Below are 23,784 nucleotides of genomic sequence, written 5' to 3'. Positions count from 1 at the left end.
AAAGCCACCTTTTCAGGTGGCTTTTTCAATTGCTAATCTAAGAATATTAACGTCCCAGTTTTTTGACATCTAAAGGTATTTCAATACCAACAGAAGCACCTGCATCATTACCATGACGATCTGAATCTGCAATCCAACCATTAATCTTTAATGGCAAATTCGGCTTCACAAAATGCGTCCAAGTTAAATCTAATGCTTGGATATCATCTTCTTCGGAAAATGCAGCATTGGTATCTCGATTTGATTGATTTACTTTTGAAAATAATACGCGACCTGAAAGTCTATTCATGGCATCAAAACGAATATTTCCACCCAAAGAAATCATCTCACCATCTCCCCCAATCGCATGTGCAAGAGGATAGCCATGTTGATAATATCCATCTGTATAAACACTGTGATTATAAGATATTCCTTGGGCCTTCCCATTTGTAGTGGTGTCTACCCACTCAGCATAAACCTGATAAGGCATTTTTTTTAAAGATGAAGAATAATCCACCCCAGCCTGATACATTTTCTTAGCAGGTAAGCCACCTGCTTCATCTTCCCCCACGTATTGAGCATAGACGCCGATTGGCTGGTTCAATAAATAGCTTAGATTCAAACGCGCATCAAATCCAGCAATCTGGTTAGATGGATTAACAGTATCCCCGTAAACATTATCTTTACCAATCCAAGCATCCCAGAGAGTTCCTAAATCCTCAGGGCGACCTTCACCACCCCATTGAATAATGCGTGATGCACCGAACTCTAAATAAGGTAGTGGTTGTGCGGTCAAACGTAAACCAATAATTTTAGCATCAGGAACTGCTTTATAATCATCTAACTGGCCGCCAAAAGCTTGGTATTGCCAAGGCCCGATCCATGAGAGCCATTTATGATCAAAAGCAGACTGTTCAGCACGCTGTAGAGTGAAACCATATACTGGTCGACTTGCATCTCCACGTATCAAACTACCATCGTGTCCAGATCCCCAGTAGGTTGGAATCTGACCAGCAATGAACCATTGATTCCAAAGTTTACCCGCAAGATATGAGCCTTCTAGGTTAACATCTTGCCCATTGTCTATCTGAGGGTCTTTTTCACCTCTAACTTTGAGCTTCGCATCCCAATTTTGCCCCCCAAGATTTAACTCTGCACCAAGCGCATATTGTGCTTTTTGATGATCGGCAAAAGATTGTGGGATTTTCTTTTGATCACTCTCCGCGAAAGCATCAACTTTTAATGTTTCATTTTGCTGCTTAATCGCTCTTTCGACTTCCTGAATAACCTTTTGTTGTTCAATGGAGTTAATTTTAGCATTGGTGAGGGCACGCTGGACTTCATCACCACTTAGCGGCCATGTCGAGGTGCTTATTTGAATCACACCTTGTTGATTCAGCCAATTTAAATCATCTCTCAGGTTTTCATCGTTGAGGAGAATACCATTGGCAAACACCAGTGGACTAGAAAATAGTAAGCTCGATGATAGGATTTTTATAAGTCTATTAGGGTTCATCACAAATCAATTTAGGATTATATCTTATTGATTATTTGAATTTTTAATTTATAAATCCATTAACTTTACATTAAGTATTTAATTAGATACATTTAATAACATTGTATAAATATTTTGATAAACATACAGCTGGTTAAACAGATTAGCCTTAATGATAATTTTCTATATTTTTTATCACATTAATTAAATATTTTGTGATTAAAACCTCAAAATACACTCACACTAAAAAACATTTAAATTTAATTTTATGTTAAGAAAAATTAAAAAAGCCCTTCAAAGAAGGGCTTTTTTTATTTCACTATTACGCATTTTTGTGACGCATATGTGGGAATAAGATCACATCGCGAATACTTGGCGCATTGGCAAATAGCATTACCAGACGATCAATACCAATCCCTTCACCTGCTGTAGGAGGTAATCCATATTCAAGCGCCTCAACGAAGTCGGCATCATAGTGCATTGCTTCATCATCACCCGCATCTTTTTCAGCTACCTGTGCTTGGAAACGCTCAGCCTGGTCAATTGGGTCATTTAACTCTGAGAAGCCATTTGCAAGCTCACGACCACCAATGAAGAATTCAAAACGGTCAGTAATGTGCGGGTTGTCATCGTTACGACGTGCTAATGGAGAGGTTTCCGCAGGATATTCAGTAATGAAGGTCGGTTGACGAAGTTTCGTTTCAACAGTTTCCTCAAATACAATCGTTTGAAGCTTACCTAGACCAAAACCTGGCTTCACTTGCTCTTTAAGTTCATTCTTAACAAACTCAGCTAAGAACTCGCGATCATTTACATTTTCAGGTGTAAATTGTGGGTTATGTTCAAGAATTGCATCAAACATTGAGATTTTCTTGAATGGACCTTTGAAGCTATACACTTCTTCGCCATAAGGTACATCTGTCGAACCTAAGATATCAATTGCTAGTTTTTCTAGCATTTGCTCTGTCAGTTCCATCAAGTCTTTGTAGTCTGCATAAGCTTGGTAGAATTCGATCATAGTGAATTCTGGGTTGTGACGTGTAGACACACCTTCATTACGGAAGTTACGGTTAATCTCAAACACACGTTCAAAACCACCTACAACCAAACGCTTTAAGTAAAGTTCTGGTGCAATACGTAAGAATAATGGCATGTCTAAGGCATTGTGATGCGTTTCAAATGGACGCGCAGAAGCACCACCTGGAATCACATGCATCATTGGCGTTTCAACTTCCATATAACGTTTTTCAGTCAAGAAGTTACGAATACCAGCAACTACTTTTGCTCGAATTTCAAAAGTCTTACGCGTTTCTTCGTTAACGATCAGATCAAGATAACGTTTACGGTATTTAACTTCTGTATCTGTTAGACCGTGGAACTTATCTGGAAGAGGACGGAGTGATTTAGTGAGGAGTTCAAAATGTTCAATATGCACATAAAGATCACCTTTGCCTGAACGTCCAATGTAACCTTCAACGGCAATAATATCACCTAGATCAAGACCTTTAATAATGTCTAAAGTCTCTGCAGATAATTCTTTACGTGCAACATAAAGCTGAATACGGCCGGTCATGTCTTGGATCACCATGAACGAACCGCGGTTCAACATCACTCGACCCGCAACTTTGACATAAACTTTTTCACTGCCTTCAATTTCTTCTTTTGATTTATCAGCAAACTGATCCTGAAGGTCTTGTGCATAATGTTCACGCTTAAACGTGTTTGGCCAAGGGCTAGTACCCTGCTCTTGAGCCTTATCTTGAATCTGTTTTAACTTGGCATGACGCTGTGCGATTAAATCGTTTTCGGAAATGGCTTGTTCAGAAGTCGATTGAGCGTTTTGTTGCGTCATCTCTGCCTCGTAATTTTATTTAAAAAAGAAGTTGCATAGCATAGCAGAATTCAAAGTACTTGAGCATTAGAAAAAATAATCAGCCATTTGAAAAACGCTTAATTTCATCTACTAAAGTCTAGGTCTGAACATTTCTTAGACCAAAAGCTAAGTTGTACTTTCAATACAGCACTCTACAATCATCCTATAAATTGTGGAAAAGTATACTTTCAACAATCATAAAAAATAGAATGGATTTAATGATGACTTATGAACACTCAAGAGCCTAAAGTATTGTTTATGCATGGATTAGATTCTTCAAGAGAATCTACCAAGTTTCAGGCAATTCTTTCTAAAAATAAATATTGCATTAATGTTGATTATCGAAATTTAAAATACGCTGCTGTTGAACGTTTTTATATCGATATGATCGAGAAAATTAAACCAGACATTTTAGTAGGACATAGTCTAGGTGGTTACTGGGCATTAAAGATGTCAAATCGATTTCAACTTCCTGCTGTGATTGCAAATCCGAGCCTAATGCCATCTTTTGATCCTGATTATCCAGCGATTACAATTGAGGAGCTTCAATCCAAAACCTCATCTCAAATCGCTTATATCGAACTTGGTGATGAACTGATTGATATGCATAGTACCTCTGACTTATTAGAGCCATACATGTACGTTGAAAGTATTATTGGTGGTCGTCATCAACTGGAAAACCCTGATCGCCTGAATTACCTGATCGGATTAGTCAGCCACTCAAATCATCAATCACATTAAAAAAGCCTTGTGAATCACAAGGCATTTCGACTTAAATTTGAGGTTTTGATTTATCGTCCAAAACAGACCAAATATTCATTCCTAAATCCGCGTGTAAGTCTGGTAAATCAAGAAAAATACTCGCCCCTAAAACAGTGTGCTGACATTTATCCATCAATTGCTTAACTGCTTTTAATGTACCACCTGTGGCCAATACATCATCAACAATAATCACTTTTTGAGCCTGTACATCCGCAGACATTTCTAAACGGTCCATGCCATACTCAAGGCTATAGCCCACACCAATTACTGGTGGTGGTAATTTTCCAGCTTTACGAACCAACAACAACCCCTTGCCAGTACGTTGCGCCAACAAACTCGCCAAAACAAACCCACGTGCTTCAACAGCAACGAAACTCTCTACCTCTGCCAATTGTTCCGCAGGAATACTTTCGATTAAGGCATCAGTTAAAGGTGCAATGCTCTGCATGAACAAAGGAGTTAAATCAAAGAAACAAATTCCTGGTTTTGGAAAATCTTGGACCGTACGAATGTGTGACCACAATGATGTAGACAAAGAAGTAGACATAGGAGATAAGAATTAAACAAAAGAATGCGTGAATTTTAACGAATTATTGACAAAAAATATAGCAAACCTGAGCCAAGCAAAAACACCAACCAATATAACTTATTGATTTTTAATAAACCATTTTTTAATTAAATAACAAGTATAAAACACAAACAGTATAAATTTTATATGAATAGCTGGTAAATCTATACGCGACAAAAGTCTGACAATTTTTTTTAAATCATAATGAATATAATTTTGGCAAATATTTCAAAGATTTAATGCTCAGTCTTATCATGCATTAGCATAATTAGCATGCGTTTTGTCCTAATCTGCCATTCAGCTTCTCTTTTAGTCAGCTAAACTCCGTTATTTACTTTACTTTCCACCTCGAACTGCGTAAAAATTTGCTTGAATATGAACGATAAAAATTCATATCACTTGAGTCTAGGTGTGAGAAAGATTTTGGCTGACACCAATAAATGGAATTGTCAGTATTTTTGGAGAATCAAATGAAAAAATATCAATGCATCGTTTGTGGATGGATTTATGACGAAGCAGAAGGCTGGCCACAAGATGGCATTGCTGCAGGCACTAAATGGGAAGATATTCCAGATGATTGGACTTGCCCAGATTGCGGCGTATCAAAAGCAGATTTTGAAATGATTGAAATCTAATACAGATTTCCTTTAAAGACCATTTTGATATGGTCTTTTTTCTTATTTATTAAAAAAATTATCAGTATTGGAGAGTACTATGCAACCGATCATCATTGTTGGCTCTGGCATGGCAGGTTACACATTAGCGCGAGAGTTTCGCAAACTGAATGCTGAACAAGCACTTGTTATGATTTGCTCAGATGATGCGGTGAACTATGCAAAACCAACTTTATCTAATGCACTTGTTGGTAAAAAAGCGCCAGAACAAATTGCCTTAGGTGATGCTGAGAAAATGTCTGCGCAATTGAATATGCAAATTATTCATCATGCGACTGTAACTTCAATTTCTGCAGATCAACATCAATTGACCTACACAAAAGATGGACAAGCTGAAAACCTTATATACAGCAAGTTAATATTAGCTGTAGGTGCGAACCCTATTCGTTTAGCCATTTCAGGTGATGGCGCTGATGATATTCATGTAGTTAACTCACTGATTGATTATCGTGAATTTCGCTCTAAGCTCGACCTTAAACAAGACAAGCGTGTTGTCATTTTAGGTGCAGGCCTCATTGGGTGTGAATTTGCCAACGATTTACAGAACACAGGTCATCAAGCGACTGTGATTGATCTTGCTCCACAACCTTTAGGTCGTCTTCTACCAGAACACGTCGCACATGCTTTCCAGCAAAATCTTGAAGAAACAGGTATTCAGTTTGCATTAAGCACCACCGTAGATCGTGTAAGTAAAAACTCAGACGAAAGCTATACCGTAACGCTTACAAATGGACAGAGCTTTACAGCTGACGTTGTTCTTTCCGCTGTTGGCCTCCAACCCAATACATCAGTTGCACAAGAAGCAGGAATCCATACCAGCCGTGGAATTGTGACTAACACTTTAATGGAAACCAATAAAACCGAGATTTATGCATTAGGTGATTGTGCAGAAGTGAATGGTTTACTGCTTCCGTATGTCATGCCAATTATGCAACAAGCACGTGCTTTAGCTAAAACATTGTCTGGTGAAAATACACAAGTTCATTATCCAGCGATGCCAGTCGCAGTGAAAACTCCTGCTGCACCACTGACTGTATTACCTGTACCTCAAGGTGTAGAGGCAACTTGGGAAACTGAAGAACTCGATGACGGAATGATTGCTAAAGCACTTGACCAAGAATCAACGCTTCGTGGATTTGTGCTACTTGGACCAACAGCAGCGAAGCAACGTTTAACATTGACCAAACTGGTCCCAGATTTAATTCCAGCTGCCGTTTAATTATTCAAAGATTTAGGGTATTTTCAAATGAAAGTACCCTTTTAGTTTGGACACAATAAAAATGAATAACGCACTAGAATATCAAGTTTCACCTTATGCTCCATTCATGCAAGAAAGTAAAGTGAGTCTAGGCAATGGGATCGACCTTCATATTGAAGTTGGAGGCAAGGCTGAACATCCTACGATTATTCTCATCATGGGACTGGGTGCGCAGATGCTTTTTTGGCCAGATTTTTTTTGCAAATCTTTAATAGACCAAGGTTTCAGAGTCATTCGTTTCGATAACCGAGATATTGGCCTCTCAACAAAAATTAAGCACAAGGGACCTCGCCTCAATACATTTAAACTTATGGGTCGATTTGCTTTTGGTCTAGGAAATCAAGGCTCTCCTTACAATTTATATGATATGGCTGAAGATGTAGCGTTACTAATTGAACGATTAGGTCTTGAAAAAGCGCATATTATTGGTGCATCAATGGGGGGAATGATCGCTCAGATATTGGCAGCAAAATATCCAGAAAAAGTGGATAAACTAGGATTATTATTTACCAGTAATAATCAGCCATTTCTTCCGCCACCATTTCCAAAACAATTATTTAGTCTTATTGGTCGCCCTGCATCGAATGATGAAGATGGTATTGTAAATCATAGTATTAAAGTCATTCAGACGATTGGTTCACCTGGTTACGTCAATCAATTGGAAGTTATTCAAAACGCGCGTAAATTATATAAGCGTAGTTATCATCCAGCGGGTGTACTTCAACAGTTTTTAGCAATATTATGTACAGGCTCATTAGTTTCTATCGATAAGCAAATTCAAAAGCCAACACTGGTTGTACATGGCTCAAAGGATCGTCTACTCCCTTTTAGCCACGGCAAGGCAGTATCAAAAGCAATATCAGGCGCAAAGTTTGAATTAATCGAAGGAATGGGGCATGATATTCCTGCGCATTTCATCCCACAACTGAGTGGTTTGTTTGCAAAACATTTTAAATGATAAACACTAGGACACTATGGCTGCATTACCATCCCTAAGACAGCTGTCATATCTCGTGACTCTGTCTGAGACGTTGCATTTTACAGAAGCAGCACGTCGCTCATTCGTTACTCAGTCTACGCTTTCTGGCGGGATTATGGAGCTCGAGCGTTTATTGGGTGGCGTTCTCGTTGAACGTGATCGCCAAAATGTACGTTTAACCCCTCTCGGTGAGCAAGTGGTTGCACGAGCACGTGTCCTTCTTGCTGATGCTCAAGATCTCATGCGACTGAGCCGTGAGATGAGCGAACCACTTACTGGTGATCTTCATTTAGGAATTATTCCAACGATTGCACCGTTTATTTTGTCGCAATTGTTAGAAGAAGTTCATAAAGAGCTGCCTAAAATTCAACTACATCTTCATGAAGCACAGAGTGAACATTTGGTTGAAAAGCTAGAACATGGCAATTTAGACATGATCATGTTAGCGCTCCCATTCGACACACGTGGCTTAAAAGTCGCTGAAGTTGCGAAAGAGAGTTTGTACTTAGTTGCAAACAAAGCTGACCACAAAACGGCGCAAGCTAAATCTCTAGAAGACCTTGATTTGACACACCTCATGTTGCTTGAAGAAGGTCATTGCTTAAGAGACCATACTTTAAGTGTATGCCCTATCGGTGAACGCAAGAATGATCATCGCCTTAAAGCGAGCTCATTACCAACCTTGGTTGAAATGGTGAGTTCTAATCTGGGCTTTACATTACTACCTCAGATTGCGGTAAATACACATATGCTGAAAAATAATGATCAATTGGTGATCCGACCAATTGAGAATGCCCCTTCACGCATTCTGTCATTAGTGACGCGTAAAAGTACGCCATTGCAAAGCGAATTTGATGTCCTTTTACAAATTCTACAGCGCATTACTGCTGATATTTGCTAATAAGTCATCACAAAAAAGGAGCCATTTGGCTCCTTTTTTTATAAAAATCATTTAAGATTTAAAGAGTTCAAGCAATTTATGTTGCGCATTATGAGGAGTCTCACCTTCATCGCATTGCGCACGTGACCAAGTTCCATCACCATTTAACAACCAAGCTTGTTGATTATCTTTCATATAATTCAATAAACCATGTTGATAAATGTGCTTTCTCAAAGTTGGATCCTCAACAGGGAAACAAACTTCAACACGATTAAATAAATTACGATCCATCCAGTCTGCGCTTGAACAATACAGTCGTGGTTGCCCTGCATTTCCAAAATAATACACACGTGTGTGCTCTAAGAATCGTCCAACGATAGAGCGCACACGGATATTCTCAGAAAGCCCTGGCAAACCTGGTCTTAAACAACAAATTGAACGTATGATTAAATCAATCTGCACACCAGCTTGTGATGCTTCATAAAGTTTATTAATCAGTTGCACTTCAGTCAGCGCATTCACTTTCACAATAATCTGAGCTGGCTTACCCGCTTTAGCGTGAGCAATCTCTTCATCAATATAACTAATTAACTGCGTATGTAACGTAAATGGTGCATGAAGTAATTTCTTCAATTTTGCCATTTTGCCCATTCCAGTCAACTCTTGGAATATACGATGCACATCTTCACAAAGCTCTTTGTCCGTTGTCATCAATCCGTAATCGGTATAGATACGGGCATTGGTTGCATGGTAATTCCCTGTACCTAAGTGCACATAACGAACCAATTTATTATTTTCACGGCGCACAACGAGAATCATTTTTGCATGTGTTTTATAGCCTACGATGCCATAAACCACCACAGCACCAGCCTCTTGCAAAACATTTGCTACCGCAATATTTGACTCTTCATCGAATCGCGCTCGAAGTTCAATGACAGCTGTGACTTCTTTACCATTGCGTGCAGCTTCAGCCAAAACTTGAACAATCTCAGAATCAGGCCCACTTCGATATAATGTTTGCTTAATCGCTAAAACTTGTGGATCTCGTGCTGCCTCACGTAATAAATTAATAACTGGGGCAAATGATTCGAATGGATGATGTAAAAGGATGTCTTGTTTCTTCATTGCAGAAAAAACATTTTCAGACTTTTTTAATACTTTAGGAATGACCGGCGTATGGGAGTCATATCTCAAATGCGGACGTTTAAAATTAGACACTAAACGTGCCAAGTTCACAGGTCCATCAACTTTATATAATTGTTCTTCATGTAAGTCGAATTCGTTGAGAAGATAATCATAAATATGTTTTGGACAATTTTCTGTCACTTCTAAACGGACAGCACGTCCGAATCGACGAGAGTTTAACTCCCCTTTTAAAGCTTTTGCCAAATCTTCGACATCTTCATTAAGGGCTAAATCTGCATTTCGCGTCACACGGAATTGATAGCAACCTGTCGCAGTCATTCCTGGGAATAAATCAGAGACATGCTCATGAATAATCGCTGACAGCATCACGTGGTGTTCTTTACCATCAGTTAACTCGTCAGGTAAACGAACCACACGTGGTAAAGAACGTGGCGCAGGAACAACAGCTAAATCAATCTGTCGTCCGAAAGCATCTTTGCCTTCTAGCGTGACGATAAAGTTGAGTGATTTGTTGACTAAACGCGGGAATGGATGTGCTGGATCTAAACTAATTGGAGTAAGTACTGGCGCAACTTGTTCCTGAAAATATTTTTTAATCCATTGGGATTGAGCAGGTGTCAACTCTCCACGACGTAAGAAGCAGATATCTTCTTCACGTAATTTTGGAAAAATTTCATCATTCAAAATACGATATTGACGCTCTATTGCAGCATGCGCAGTCTGTGAAATTTTCTCAAGAACTTGCTTTGGTGTTAACCCATCTGGACTACGGCTTTCATTACCGAGCTCCAATTGCTCCATAACACCCGCAACACGAATTTCAAAGAATTCGTCCATATTTCTTGAAAAAATCAATAAGAAATTCATTCGCTCAAGCAATGGATGCAATGGATCAACCGCTTGTTCTAAAACACGAAGATGAAAATCTAAAATTGAAAGTTCACGATTGATATATCGTTCATTATAAGTATATTCAGTTGGAGTATTTGTCATCGCGGTATTCATACCACAAAACCTGCATGCTAAAGATCTGTCTTAAGTATGCTTCAAATTTATGACAATTTCATAAAAAATGCACATGATCACTGTGCATTTTTGATCTCACGAAAGTTTTTTAGACAATTACATCTCACGGAATTCTTGAAGCATTCATGTAACGCAAAATAATTCGCTGTTTATTTTTGAGTTTACGATCTTGACGGTGGTGTTGATAATAACGCGGATTCGGCAAGATCGCTGCCAAAAATGCGGCTTGCTCACGTGTTAGACTGCTTGCCGATTTTCCAAAATAATGACGTGCTGCAGCTTCCACACCAAAAATATGATCTCCAAATTCAATTGAGTTCATGTATACCTCAAGAATGCGTTGTTTTGACCACATACGCTCCATCATGACAGTAGCGACAGCCTCTTGTCCTTTACGTAAAAAAGAACGCTTATTAAATAAAAATAGATTTTTGGATAATTGTTGGGAAATGGTAGATCCACCCGCAACCACTTGTTCTTTTTCTTTATTTCTTTCCAAAGCATGTTTTATGCCGTCAAAATCAAAGCCATGATGTTGCATAAATTTAGCATCTTCAGCTGCAATAATCGCACGTTTCAGATGATCACTGATATTCTCATAATCACGCCATTGATGCTGAATAGGCTTCGAACTGTCGGTCCAATATGTCCAACGCATGAGCATCGTTGTATCAACAGCATTGGTTCTCCACCATGCAAGACTTGAAAAAATCCATAGTTGAATTACAAGGATGATACTGACAATGACCAATAAAGTTCGAACAATAAATGCTTTCATGTCAGTGTGTTGCTCCTTTTGTTAGCGTAGTACATGCTTGACCTTAATCCATATCATTATCACAGAATACAATGACATGACTGAAATGCAACCACCCCAATTTCAAAGCCAATCACGTCTACCCTTAAGTCAGATTACGTTTTTAATCATTACACTGAATGTTGGACTTTTTATCTGGCAAATCTTTAGCGGGGTGGATATATCAAACCCAGCAACAATAGATGCTTTGCGCTGGGGTGCTGATTATGCACCGCTGACTTATTTAGAGGAACCCCTCCGAATCTTCAGCAGTACATTTTTTCATTTTGGTCTTATTCATTTAATGCTCAATATGTGGGCATTGTATATCTTTGGCAATGTCGCTGAGAAAACACTTGGACACGTTTATTTTTTAGGCTTGTATCTATTAGCAGGCATTATGGGAAGCTTGATCAGTGGACTGATTGATATTCGGAATAGTTACGAGTTATTGGAGCATGTCAACCATGATTTATTTCCACGTGTATCCGCAGGTGCATCAGGTGCCGTTATGGGTTTAGGTGGTGCTTTAACGCTCTTATCTCTTTTTCCCCCTTTACCACAACAACAATTTCTCTTTGATCGTAAATCGCTGCTGATCATCTTGGCATTAAATATTGGTATGGGATTCATGATCCCTGGAATAAATAATGCAGCGCATATTGGTGGAATGTTGATGGGTGCAGTCATGGCTTTATGTTGGTACATCGGTCAACGATTTAGACTAGGCTTCACCACTACCATCGTGGTACTTCCTCTAGGCATCTTCTTATGTTGGCTCATGTATCAATATAACTTAGGCTTAGTGAGCGGAATACAACCCATTTGGGCTGAAATGTTGCAACAAATGAAAATGCAATTGGCGTATTAATTCCAATTGCATTTTTTAGACCTCATAAATTTTATGATTGATTGAGTTCGCGCAAGCTTTTTAATGGAGGAATCTCAGTTAAGTAGCTTAAACGATAACGACCAATCAGCGCACATAAGATCATCATGCTCATAGGTAGAATCACCCAGATTTCCCAATGCGGTTGTATTGCGAGATCCATTTTATAACTGGCGATCGCACTGATGACCTCAGCAAAAAAACACGATACTAAGCCAGCCATAAAGCCGATAAACCCAATTTCTAAACTCAGCATATTTTTCAAATTGGATTTTGAGCTGCCAAATGATCTTAAAATCGCGACTTCTCGCTTTCGCTCATCCATCAATAAATTAATGCAAGCAATCAACACCAAAAAACCTGAAACACTGACGAGAAGCGCAAGAATGGTAATAATCTGAACCAGAACAGATACTAAGTTTTTAATTTCCTCTAAAATTAAGGAAACATCGATAAATACAGTATTTGAGAACTGCTGAATCAGATTGACCAACTTGGATTTTTCATCTTGAGGTACAAAAAAACTTCCTAAATAACTTCCAGCATTTTCATCCATCGTATTCGGTGCAAAAATGAAGAAAAAATTTGGACTGAAGCTTTCCCACTCGACTGTTCTTAAATTTACAACTTTGGCTTGAAGTTCACCTTCTGGCAAGCTAAAGCTGAGTTGATCACCCACTTTTATCCCTAACTCTTCAGCAAGATTTGCTTCAACAGAAACATCTCCTACCTGCTGCAATTGTGGCTGCCCACTGACAATGACATTATCTTCTGGATAGCCTTGAGCTTGAGTCAAATTCAACTCTCGTCTGAGTGAGTTATTTTGCGCTCTTAATGATTCTGAAAATGGCTGACCATTATGTTTAATTAGGCGTCCGCGGATATTCGGATACAAGGGTGTACTTGGCCAACCTTCTTTTTCGATCTGAGCTTTAAATTGCTCAACTTCAAATGGAGGAAGACCATAAATAAATTGATTTGGCGTACCTTCAGGTAACTGTTGCTGCCAACGATCTAATAGATCCGTCCTTAATACTACAAGAACTGTAATCAGGCTCAGACCTAATGCAAGTGCAGTAATTTGAAGTGCTGTTTGATTAGGTACACGTACATAGGCTGACCATCTATTTTTCAAAGATTTGATCATCTTTAATAGCAACCAAACTATGCTGAACATACTTGCACACAATGCGAGGATCGTACCGATAACTAGCAATGAGAGCTGTATATTTTGAGTTAGCAAAATACAAAATAAAATAAGACTTACAGCTCCCGCTCCCAATAAGGTCAAGAGAGAACGCGTAGATTTAACATCCTCACGGATAACACGAATTGGAGGCGTATTTAAGAGCTGCATCAAACTTGGGACAATAAATCCAAACATCACAATGACACTGGTAAATATTGCAATCGGCAAAGGCCCCAAAACCAAATCAAACAAGCTAAATTGGATGTCTAAATGCGGAATTAGTTGCAACATAAACTGCAATAAAATATAGCCTAGACCAATCCCTAACCCAGTACCGATGAACATCGCAATTGCGACGGCAATCATAAGCAATGCAATATAGTTCTTAAGAATTTGGAACTTTGCAGCCCCCATACATCTCATTAAAGCAACATGATCTTGATTTTGTTGAACGTACCGTTGACTGGTCAACGCAATTGCAATACCGCACAGTAAAATTGTAAGAATGTTTGCAAGCTGTAAAAAAGTATCTAGATTTTCAATTGGACGCATCAAGCGGGTATTCGCCTCATCCGCAGTTCTCAAGCGAATTGAGCTTTGGGTTTCCATTGCTTGCTGATCATCTGCATTTGGTTCAATCATTTTTTTAGGATAGAGCTGATCAAAATAAGCCGTAAACTCATTAAGTCTATTCGGCTCACCAGACATAAGCAGACGATATTCGATACGACTTCCAGGCTGAATCGCATTGGTTGCCGCAACATCAGATTGTGAAATGATCACTGTAGGTGAAAAGGCTGAAAATCCGAGTTCTTGGTTAGAATCCTTTTCAATGACTCCTGTGACTGTAAAACTCGCATCTGCGATTTGAACCCTCTCCCCTATTTTGACATTTAATAAATCTAAAGCACGTTGACTCAGCCATACCTCTTCTGACCGAATAGCAGTCTGATCAGGTTGAATAATGAGTTCACCACGTAGCGGAAAATTGGACTCAATCGCTTTGACATTCACCATGACAAATTGTTCATCAGTATGTGCCATTGAACCAAAAACCGTCACTTGGGACTGTTGTAGATTGAGTTGGTTCGCCTTCTGTTTAAATTTTTCATTGAGCGGATATTGATCACTCAACACTAGATCAGCAGCTTGAAGCTTAGCAGCCTGCAATGAAACAGCTTGTTGAATCTGATCATTACTGAACTTTAAAGCGGTTGTCGCACTAATCGCGAGACTCAATGCAAAAATGAGCAAATAAATCCCTGTGCTAGCAAAACTTTGCTTCAACAAAGGTTTGAATAGCGCACTCATACACGCGCTCCAGAAGCTGAAGCGCCTTGCACTTTTTCTAATTGACCATCGATCAATTCATAATGCGTCTCACATTTTTGTGCTAGCTTTTGATCATGGGTGACTAAAACCAATGTAGTGCCCAGCTCCCGATTCAAATCAAATAAAAGCTGTTCAATCTCCTGGGCTGTCGTCCCATCTAAATTTCCCGTTGGTTCATCCGCAAATACAATTTTGGGCTCAGCAATTAAAGCGCGTGCAATTGCTACGCGTTGTTGTTCTCCCCCAGACAGTACTTTAGGTGTTTGAGTACTTTGACGATCTAAACCCACTTTGTTCAACCAATAAAGGGCTTGTTGTTCTGCTTTGGCATAATCAAAATTCTTTTGAATTCTCAGCGGTAACATGACATTTTCAAGCGCAGATAAAGAAGGTAAAAGCTGAAAGGATTGAAATACAAAACCAATATTTTCAAGTCTAATTTGAGCGCGTTGCTCTTCGCTTAATTGCTCAACTGCTATACCATTAATCGACAATGTTCCTGAACTTGGCTGATCTAATGTCGCCAGAATTCCCAAGAGTGTAGATTTTCCAGAACCCGATCTGCCTGTGATTGCGACTTGCTCGCCAGGATAAATTTGTAGATTTAGTTTCTCAAAAATCGTCAACTTTTTTTGTTGGATCTGTATCGTTTGTGTCAATTGCTGTGCAGAAATTAACGCTTGTGGCATGATTGAAGAAGTTGAGTCATTACGAACCATAGAAAGCCTTTATGCAAATCAGTCAAAGTTTAAATATTGTTACGTTGAGAAAAACTGCCTTTTTATTTATCTGCAGTTGTCTGTTTCTTTTACCGATCAATAGCTTTGCAAAAACTATCCTTATTCTTGGTGATAGTTTAAGTGCTGGTTACGGCGTACCCACCGAGAAAGGTTGGGTCAATCTTTTGCAAAAACGTCTTGATCAACAGTATCCGAAACAACATCGAGTGGTCAATGCAAGTGTCAGTGGTGAAACAAGCAGTGGTGCATTAGCACGTTTGCCCAAATTGCTACAAACACACAAACCAGATATTGTCGTAATTGAATTGGGAGGTAATGACGGTTTACGAGGTCAACCTCCAAAAATGATTCAACAAAACCTAACTCGATTAGTTCAATTGAGCCAAAAATCTAATGCCAAAGTACTCATATTTGGCATGAAGATTCCTCCAAACTATGGCTCAGCGTATAGCAAAGCCTTTGAAAATAATTATAAAGTTGTGAGCCAGCAATTTAATGTGAAGTTGCTCCCTTTTTTTCTAGAAGGTGTTGCTGGAAATAATAAACTCATGCAAAAAGATCTGATTCATCCTAATGAACAAGCTCAACCTAAACTCTTAAATAATGCATATTCTTATATTAAAGGCGCTCTATAAAGTTATAGACATATAGATCCATAAATCCCAATCAATAAAAAAGCCAGCTTAAGCTGGCTTTTTTAAAATGCTGATATTAGAAGTCAAAGAATGTAACTTCACCTGTTTCAAGTGAGTATTCTGCACCTACAACTTTTAATTTACCTTGTGCAATCAAGTTTTCCAACACCGCAGAACCATGGCGCAACTGGTTAACTGAAGCAAAAACATTTGAGCGAACCGCGTGTACTGAAAGCTTTTTCAAATCATCTTTTAACTCAGTTTGCATTAAAATTTCGACTGATGGACGTACGCGATTGACAATAGACATCAAATTAACAGATGGCGGTTGTTGAGGATTACGTAATGCTTCAATCGTTGAGTCGATTGCGCCGCAATGTGTATGACCCAATACAATCACTAAAGGACAATTAAAACTTTCGGCTGCAAACTCCACACTTCCAACTTGAGATGGAGCTACGATATTGCCTGCTACACGAATAACAAATAAATCACCTAAGCCCTGATCAAAAACCATTTCAGCTGGAACACGTGAATCAGAACATCCTAATACAATCGCAAATGGCTCTTGAGTTTCAGCCATCTGAGCGCGCTCATGATGCGTCAATAATCGTTGATGCTTGGTTTGACCTTCAACAAAACGTTGATTACCAATTTTTAAACGTTCTAAAGCTTCTTGTGCAGTTAGCATCTTGTATCCATGGTTTATCAAGGTTTGAGGTAATTTTAATACTGTGCTTTTTGATTGTCACTGACAAAATTTAAACTCTGTTACAATTTTTGTTAATTGCTAAAAATATCTTCAATTTCTTCAAATCTGATGATTATGATCATTCCTTACTAAACACTTTAGCAGCTGATTCAGCGCTTAAATTTATGTTTATGAAGTAAAACTTATTTAAATCGAGAACCAATTATCACAAAAATAGGATTTATTTTTTACTTTTAACTACTACTTTATAAAAGTCACTTGATTATAATGTCGCCCTGTTTTAAGGGATTTCACCTGCATGTTTGTTCATCTTCCTTTACCCACATTAAAGCATCAACATTTATTTTGCATTTTACTCACGTTAATGCTCAGCCTCGGCATCTCATCTACCCGAGCAAATACTGTTGAATTCATCGACTATCAAAAAGTTTTAAATGAAGAACGTGCTTGGGCAGGACTATCCAATAAAACAATTCGCGTCGGTGATGTTGTGTGGTCTTATAGCGAAGGTGGTCCTGCTGATCGACCTGCCTTACTGTTAATTCATGGTATAGGCATGAACCGAGACAGTTGGAATCATGTCGCTCGGAATCTCACACAGCAATATCGCGTCATTATCGTTGACTTGCCTGGAAGTGGACAAACGCTAACACCGAAGGGATTTGACTTATCACTTCCTCATCTGACTGAACAGTTACGTCGTTTTGCAGAAGCATTACGCATTGAAAACCAGCTTAATCTAGCGGGTCACTCTGTCGGTGGATCAATCGGACTGATGTATGCTGCTAAATATCCTCAAGAAATGAAAAGTTTATTTCTGATCAGTGCCGGTGGATTATTCAGAAGCAACAAAACATTTTTCCTCAATAACCCAATTTATTTAAAGCAGCTTTTAATCTCACAACCTGGTGACTTGAATTATGTTTCTAGGAGAGTCATGCATAAAGCTCCCTTCGTACCCAGTTTAATCAAGAAACAACAAGAGCAAGCACTTATTCAACGCGCGGCGGATACATCTGAGCTGATTCATCAGCTTGTAAAACTCAATCAACAGTACACCGTTGAATCATTTGCTCAATTGTTAAAAAATATTGAGGTTGAAACATTGATTTTGTGGGGAAAACAAGATCAGATAGTCAATGTTGAAGTTGCACATGAATTAGGGACCGCCTTAAAAAAAGCACATCCCCCTATTCTATTAGATCAAATTGGTCATACACCTATCGTAGAAACTCCTGATCTTGTGGCGCAACATTACTTAAGTTTTTTAAATAAGATGAATACCGTTAAAACGTCATCGTCAAATTAAGGATATTGAGAATTTTCATGGAAAAAAATCCTAAAATCGAACAGTTGATTGAGGCACATTTGGCATTTCTTGATCATGAATTTTCTCAAGATGACACCATTGAAAATGAATTTTTATATTTTTATCAATGGTTTCGAAAACAACCTTTAAGGCAAATTTGGTCTTTCGAGGCGATTAATGCACTGCTTCAAAAACAAATTCTAAATACACCTACAACTGATTCTCTCATTCAACAGATTGCGGAGCATATTCGATTTGCGTTGGTTCACCCGCTTAATGAAACGACTCAAATCGAAGATATTATCTCGGTTCACACCATTGATCGAATTGCACTTTATATTTCATCTAAAAGTGCTCACCGCCAAGCTCTAATTAAACGTATTGTGAACAATCCCGCATTTTCGAGTATGCTCACCGAGTTAATCCATCATTCTATTCAGGATTATATTGATAATTCAGTGATGAATAAAAAAGTACCCGGTGTCGGCCGCTTTATGAAAATGGGGAAATCAGTTCTTGAAAGTGTCACTGATTCAAATCTTGATGATACGGTCAAACATTATCTTCAAAAAAATATTATCAAGATCAGTCAAATTAGCGAACAAGTGATTAACCAACACTTTGATGATAATAAGCTATACCACTTTCAAGCCAATCTTTGGCACAAAATAAAGCAAGTCCCACTCTCTGCTGTTAAAAACTATGTTGAGATCAATGATCTACCAAATACTGTGGCAATGGGACATGATATTTGGGACAACCTCCGTCAAACTGAATATCTAAAGCAACAAGTACACGATGGTATTTACACGTGGTATTGCCATAATCAAGACCGCTCTTTTGATCTGATCATGCAAGATATCAATATCAACGAAAGCCTTGTTCAAAATGAATTAAGTGCTCTACTCTGCCCCGTAATTAAGCATATGATTTCTAGTGAACACCTTAAACAACGTGCACGTGTATATCTTGAAAAATTCTACTATTCTGAACCAGCACTAAGTATTCTCACATCTTAATTAGAAAACCGCTCCTTAGAGCGGTTTATCAGAAATATGTCGTCGGTATTTGAATCTCAATTTGATGCTCACTCAGCCATGAATTGAGACGTTCTATTTTACGTAGGTCCTTTGATTTTCTATGCTCGCTTATAGGGTAGATATAATGGCAATTCATCAATAAAAAAATACTCTCAACAAGTAGTTTTAAATTTTGCTGAAAACAAGGAAGGTGATGTAACTGTTGAAAAGTTTTAGAACCTGTTCTTAAACTTTCAATAATGGCACTGATCACCTCCTTCGGAGCTTGAATTGGGCCAATTGATGTTTTTAAATTAATATTATCCAATCGCTCATTGTTAAGAATAAGATCTAATCTAATCTTATGTAAAATTCCTAAATGGTCTTCAAAACGGTAATTCACTGATTTTTTTTGAAACAAATCCATACGCTGCTTTGAATCCCGAGCAATATCTTTTAGATACTCTTTTGTATTCGAAATATTCACATCTGATATCAACTGTTGCAAGTCGATTGGAATGCTAAGCGAATCTAAGTTTTCAGTTGGAACTGCACTCCCAATATATGATAGATCAGCTTCGATCTTTAAAATCTCATGTACATCTACACTATAAAGGGGTTGCCAATAATCAGTTAAAAGATCGTGAGCGAGATAATTGGTATCATTTTTTAATGTATTCACAATTCCTTGTATTTTGTCATATCCAATAAAAGCGCCTCTCCGATTTAATTCACTCACTAGTGCTGTAGACAATTCAATACTTTGAGCAGATTGCTGAGAAGTATTATTATCAACCAAGTTAAAGATTTTTTGAATAGGCTGTAAAGTAGCGGATCCAGGAAAGCACATATAGTGTAAATAGAATAGCCCTTGGTCCTTTAAAGATTTATCTAGAATCTGCCTAATAAAATATTGATTGTGTTCAGAAACCCAAGAATACACTCCATGACAGACAATGAAATCAAACACTTCATTATTATTTTTGTTAAATTTTTCAAAGTCTATATTTAAGAATCTTATATTGCTTAACTGTAAGGATTGAGCAAGCTCTGTAGCTCGTTGTATGTGTTTGTCATTAAAATCCACTCCGACAAACTCAGCGTGCGGATTTGCAATTGCTGCCACAATCAAGTTAAGACCACAACCACAACCTAACTCTAAATATCGAAAATTTTGAGATATATCTGGCGCTATATAACCTTGAAATTGGCTGATTGTACTCAGCCAAATTGGCTGCATCTCTGGATAAAAAAACATAGGATAGATAGTGTCAACCACATAGCCATCGACGCGCTTCATTATTTTCCTTCTAAACTCGACTATTCAAAGCTTGGAGTGAGATTCTCGCTCTCACTCCAAGCACAAGACATTAAAACTTATAATTCAAGGCAAAGCTGTAACGTCGACCATCAAGCACCCAATCATTTCCATCTTTCAGTACATTTTTGTTTGCAACATTATATACACCAGTAGATAGCTGGAATTGGTCACTATACTTATACACAGCTCCAACATCTACAAATGTATAAGCTGGTGTTTTATCTCCATCGGTATCACCCACTGTTTTGCCACGATAATTCAATTGAGTCCATAAATACAATTGATCATTAAAGTCCCAATCTAAGCCTGCATTAAACATATGTTTAGGCAAATTATTCAATGGTTTACCTTCATACTGTCCAGATTTTTGCTCACTATCTGTGAATGTATAAGAGTGTCTATATTTTAAGTAATCTGTAATGTTGTAATCTGTGGTCAGTTCAAGCCCTCTAATTTCGGCTTTATCAATGTTATAGTTGAGTGTATAACCATTTGCGTTATATGGCAGATTAGGGTTGGACTGATAGAAAGCACTGCTATCAACGAAATCATTAATTTCAGATTGAGTGTAAGGCGGCTCACCGTCATTTTTTGGGGGAAGTCGACTACCATCTAAACGACCAGATCGAGTAATTTTATCGTTAAAGTCAGTTTGATAGACCATAAGACTTGCAGATAAACCCAATTCAGGATGAGTGAATGCAAAACCTGTTTCATACGTTAAACTGGTTTCTGGCTTTAAATTTGGGTTTGGCATAATTGCCCCGCCCATTGAGTTCAGCATGTAATCTGGAGAAGAATTACGTAAGCTCGGCGCTTTATAGCCTGAAATTACACCTCCTTTTAAAGTCACGTTGTCTGTAGCTTTATAAACTGCATATGCCTTTGGACTGAAATTATCACCAAAAAACTCATTTTCATCGAAACGACCACTTAAGGTTAGTGCTAACTTATCACTGACATTCCAAGTATCTTCTGCAAAAATTGACCATTGATATCGATCCATTTTAGTGACTTTACCAGCCATCGCTGCATTTTGGTTACTTGTACCATCCTCAAGATTTTCTTTTAAATATCGCCCGCCAATGGTCAGACTATGATCTTCGAAAAAGTACGTTCCTTGTGTATTGGCTGTGATAGTCTCAAATAAAATCCCCCCTGGATTTTGAACTTTACCCACAGTACGCCCTGTAATTGCATTATTTTTATCTTTATCATATTGCAAGTAAGAAGTGAGTTTTAGATTGCCGTACTCACCATCATGAGTAAGGCTAAAATTATTTTTTTCTAATTCTGAGTAAGTCCCTGTATTCGGTACGACATCTGAACGATAGATTAGCTCACCATCATCATTACGATTATTCGTATTATATGCTGGATAATAATTTCCATTAGATAGAACGAAATCTTTACCATCAATATCAACTTTAGGACCCGTTACTGAAACATACTGGGTATAACTTTTACCTGGGTTGTGTGTACGCTCTTGTTGAGTTCTTACATATTCAGCAGTGAGTGTGTTTTTTTCATCTGGTGTAAAAACAAACTTTGTACCTAGATTTGTTTTTTGAAAATCTGGTTCACTCTCACCTGTTTCGGCTGTATTTTTTTGTAATGAACTTTCTTCAATCGTTTGAAGACCAGCTGTAACTTGAACCGAAAGAAGCTTATCAATTAATGGTGCATTTACATACAAGCTGGTATTGGTTGCGTCGTTGTTAACGTCATTCGATTTACCAGCTTTGATATATTCTGTTCGAATACTTGCAGTCAAACGATCTTGATGCTTTTTAGTAATGATGTTAATTACACCACCCATTGCATCAGAACCATATAGAGAGGATGACGGGCCTCGAATCACTTCAATACGTTCAATCGATTCTATTGGCGGTAAGAAGTTTACTGATGCTCCTTGAACCCCCCCATTTGTTGTTAAAAGACTACCATCATTCATTGGACGTCCATCTACTAAAAATAGGGTATAAGCTGATCCCATACCCCGAATGGAGATCGTCTGGTTCGTTCCACCGCCTTGTACAAATACACCTGGAACATTTTTCAATGCATCAGTTACATCACTATAAGATTTCTTTTCTAATTCTTCGGCAGTAATCACTGAAATCGTAGCAGCAGCATCCGCTATATTTTGCTCATAACCACTCGCTGAAGTTACGACAATTGTTTTTAACTTAGTTGTATCTTGTTTTGCATTAGTATCTTGACCAATTTGCTCTTGTGCAAAACTTGAAACCGACATGGTGGTTAAGACAGCAAACGCTAACTTAGATTTTAAAAATGTCTTTTGCATTGTGTAATTACCAAAGAATGTGTGGAGAGATCTTGTTCGAATTGTGTCGCATTGTAACAAATGATAATCACTTTGCAATAGATTATGATAACTATTCTCATTTATAGTTTTGTTTTTACATTTCAATTTTATTGATATTACTCATTTTGTTCAGTTTTCATAAAAAAAAAGCCCCCTTTTAATGGGAGCTTTTCAAATCAACTTTTGTAAATTTAAAGGCAACTTATTTCATATAAGCGCCTTCTGATTGGCTGTGGTCTGTCTGGTCCACAACACGTTGTAACTCTGGGATATGCTGTTTTAGCGTAACTTCAACACCTTGTTTAAGTGTCACATCAATTGCTGAACACCCTTGACAGCCACCACCAAATTTCAAGACCGCTGTTAAACCATGCTCAGCATCTTCAACCACTTCAACCAATGCACAGTTTCCACCATGCCCTGCTAAACCAGGGTTAATTTCTGACTGTAATACATAGGTTATACGTTCTTCAATCGATGCATCTGGACCTACACGTGGCACTTTCGAGTTAGGTGCACGGAAAGTTAACTGACCACCAAAGCGATCTTTGTTGTAATCAATCACTGCATCCAATAAGTATGGGATTGATGGTGTATCAATATATGCAGCAAATTTTGGATATTCTTGTTTATAGTCGGTTGGAACGACTTCATCTGGTGCACTATACGCCATGCAGCATTCAGCACGTGGTGTACCCGGATGTTCTACGAAAACACGTACCGCGATACCAGGAGTATTTTGCTTCTCTAACAGTTCAAACAAATACTCTTGCGCAGTTGGTGTAATTAATAAATTTGGAATTTCTTCAGCAACTGCAGTGCTGGTGTTCTCAGTCGACATAACAATTTTTCCTCAAGCTGAAGACTCTATTT

General features: G+C 38.2%; 20 protein-coding genes. 9 read left to right on the top strand and 11 right to left on the bottom strand.

All coding sequences use genetic code 11. The features are described from left to right. Positions 1–46: 46 nt before the first annotated feature. Positions 47–1,495, bottom strand: coding sequence for a capsule assembly Wzi family protein (locus tag AC1M9J_RS04130; protein ID WP_481951946.1), 1,449 nt, complete (start codon positions 1,493–1,495; stop codon positions 47–49). A gap of 301 nt (positions 1,496–1,796) precedes the next feature. After that, entirely contained in the window at positions 1,797–3,326 is a 1,530-nt protein-coding gene (gene lysS, locus AC1M9J_RS04125; protein ID WP_481951945.1) for a lysine--tRNA ligase, read from the bottom strand. Positions 3,327–3,575: 249 nt separating this feature from the next. Here lysS and AC1M9J_RS04120 point away from each other — a divergent pair, with 249 nt between their 5' ends. Further along, the gene (locus AC1M9J_RS04120) at positions 3,576–4,088 is read left to right on the top strand and encodes a YqiA/YcfP family alpha/beta fold hydrolase (RefSeq protein ID WP_179997703.1); all 513 of its coding nucleotides are present in this window, start codon (positions 3,576–3,578) and stop codon (positions 4,086–4,088) included. Between the two features lie 31 nt (positions 4,089–4,119). On the opposite strand, the gene AC1M9J_RS04115 is transcribed toward AC1M9J_RS04120, so the two are convergent. Then, the gene (locus tag AC1M9J_RS04115) at positions 4,120–4,656 is read right to left on the bottom strand and encodes an adenine phosphoribosyltransferase (protein WP_035266671.1); all 537 of its coding nucleotides are present in this window, start codon (positions 4,654–4,656) and stop codon (positions 4,120–4,122) included. A 491-nt stretch (positions 4,657–5,147) separates the two neighbouring features. Between AC1M9J_RS04115 and rubA the strand changes: the two genes are divergently transcribed. The 4 genes from rubA (at position 5,148) to oxyR (ending at position 8,489) form a co-directional block, all read left to right on the top strand. Further along, positions 5,148–5,312 (top strand): rubredoxin RubA, encoded by a 165-nt coding sequence (gene rubA, locus AC1M9J_RS04110; protein ID WP_000760495.1) that lies wholly within the window; start codon positions 5,148–5,150, stop codon positions 5,310–5,312. A 79-nt stretch (positions 5,313–5,391) separates the two neighbouring features. Continuing rightward, positions 5,392–6,570 carry an NAD(P)/FAD-dependent oxidoreductase gene (locus AC1M9J_RS04105; protein ID WP_481595820.1) on the top strand — a complete coding sequence of 393 codons (1,179 nt, stop codon included), beginning with the start codon at positions 5,392–5,394 and terminating at the stop codon, positions 6,568–6,570. 61 nt (positions 6,571–6,631) lie between these two features. Then, complete coding sequence (locus AC1M9J_RS04100) at positions 6,632–7,567, top strand: alpha/beta fold hydrolase (protein ID WP_092766881.1); 936 nt, start codon at positions 6,632–6,634, stop codon at positions 7,565–7,567. A 16-nt stretch (positions 7,568–7,583) separates the two neighbouring features. After that, positions 7,584–8,489, top strand: coding sequence for a LysR family transcriptional regulator OxyR (gene oxyR, locus AC1M9J_RS04095; RefSeq protein ID WP_035266662.1), 906 nt, complete (start codon positions 7,584–7,586; stop codon positions 8,487–8,489). A 51-nt stretch (positions 8,490–8,540) separates the two neighbouring features. On the opposite strand, the gene ppk1 is transcribed toward oxyR, so the two are convergent. Then, positions 8,541–10,619, bottom strand: a complete 2,079-nt coding sequence (gene ppk1, locus AC1M9J_RS04090) for a polyphosphate kinase 1 (protein ID WP_035266707.1) — start codon at positions 10,617–10,619, stop codon at positions 8,541–8,543. Between the two features lie 124 nt (positions 10,620–10,743). Continuing rightward, a complete protein-coding gene (gene mtgA, locus AC1M9J_RS04085) occupies positions 10,744–11,418 on the bottom strand; it encodes a monofunctional biosynthetic peptidoglycan transglycosylase (RefSeq protein ID WP_035266660.1) in 675 nt (224 codons plus the stop codon). 76 nt (positions 11,419–11,494) lie between these two features. Here mtgA and AC1M9J_RS04080 point away from each other — a divergent pair, with 76 nt between their 5' ends. After that, a complete protein-coding gene (locus tag AC1M9J_RS04080) occupies positions 11,495–12,307 on the top strand; it encodes a rhomboid family intramembrane serine protease (RefSeq protein WP_481588885.1) in 813 nt (270 codons plus the stop codon). 31 nt (positions 12,308–12,338) lie between these two features. Here AC1M9J_RS04080 and AC1M9J_RS04075 read toward each other — a convergent pair whose 3' ends face one another. Then, entirely contained in the window at positions 12,339–14,825 is a 2,487-nt protein-coding gene (locus AC1M9J_RS04075) for an ABC transporter permease (RefSeq protein WP_481595818.1), read from the bottom strand. Next, positions 14,822–15,535, bottom strand: a complete 714-nt coding sequence (locus AC1M9J_RS04070) for an ABC transporter ATP-binding protein (RefSeq protein WP_481597329.1) — start codon at positions 15,533–15,535, stop codon at positions 14,822–14,824. The genes AC1M9J_RS04075 and AC1M9J_RS04070 overlap by 4 nt, the downstream gene beginning before the upstream one ends. Positions 15,536–15,576: 41 nt before the next feature. Between AC1M9J_RS04070 and AC1M9J_RS04065 the strand changes: the two genes are divergently transcribed. Beyond that, positions 15,577–16,221: an arylesterase gene (locus AC1M9J_RS04065; RefSeq protein WP_481597298.1), complete on the top strand. Its 645-nt coding sequence runs from the start codon at positions 15,577–15,579 to the stop codon at positions 16,219–16,221. Positions 16,222–16,297: 76 nt separating this feature from the next. Here the strand turns inward: AC1M9J_RS04065 and AC1M9J_RS04060 are convergent, their stop codons facing one another. Beyond that, positions 16,298–16,912, bottom strand: coding sequence for a carbonic anhydrase (locus AC1M9J_RS04060; RefSeq protein ID WP_035266649.1), 615 nt, complete (start codon positions 16,910–16,912; stop codon positions 16,298–16,300). Between the two features lie 319 nt (positions 16,913–17,231). Between AC1M9J_RS04060 and AC1M9J_RS04055 the strand changes: the two genes are divergently transcribed. Together AC1M9J_RS04055 and AC1M9J_RS04050 are read left to right on the top strand one after the other, a co-directional pair. Then, positions 17,232–18,242 carry an alpha/beta fold hydrolase gene (locus AC1M9J_RS04055; protein WP_481595816.1) on the top strand — a complete coding sequence of 337 codons (1,011 nt, stop codon included), beginning with the start codon at positions 17,232–17,234 and terminating at the stop codon, positions 18,240–18,242. Positions 18,243–18,259: 17 nt separating this feature from the next. After that, positions 18,260–19,261 carry a hypothetical protein gene (locus tag AC1M9J_RS04050; RefSeq protein ID WP_481595815.1) on the top strand — a complete coding sequence of 334 codons (1,002 nt, stop codon included), beginning with the start codon at positions 18,260–18,262 and terminating at the stop codon, positions 19,259–19,261. A gap of 28 nt (positions 19,262–19,289) precedes the next feature. On the opposite strand, the gene AC1M9J_RS04045 is transcribed toward AC1M9J_RS04050, so the two are convergent. The 3 genes from AC1M9J_RS04045 to nfuA form a co-directional block, all read right to left on the bottom strand. After that, complete coding sequence (locus tag AC1M9J_RS04045) at positions 19,290–20,561, bottom strand: class I SAM-dependent methyltransferase (protein WP_481951944.1); 1,272 nt, start codon at positions 20,559–20,561, stop codon at positions 19,290–19,292. Between the two features lie 70 nt (positions 20,562–20,631). Continuing rightward, on the bottom strand, positions 20,632–22,890 hold the full coding sequence (locus AC1M9J_RS04040) for a TonB-dependent receptor domain-containing protein (RefSeq protein ID WP_481595813.1): 2,259 nt from the start codon (positions 22,888–22,890) through the stop codon (positions 20,632–20,634). 223 nt (positions 22,891–23,113) lie between these two features. After that, positions 23,114–23,752: a Fe-S biogenesis protein NfuA gene (nfuA, locus tag AC1M9J_RS04035; protein WP_035269609.1), complete on the bottom strand. Its 639-nt coding sequence runs from the start codon at positions 23,750–23,752 to the stop codon at positions 23,114–23,116. Between the last annotated feature and the right edge of the window lie 32 nt (positions 23,753–23,784).

The organism is Acinetobacter sp. ANC_7588, from assembly GCF_056783995.1.
Note: the sequence above shows the minus strand (reverse complement) of the source record. Positions and strands in the feature narration are given on the sequence as shown.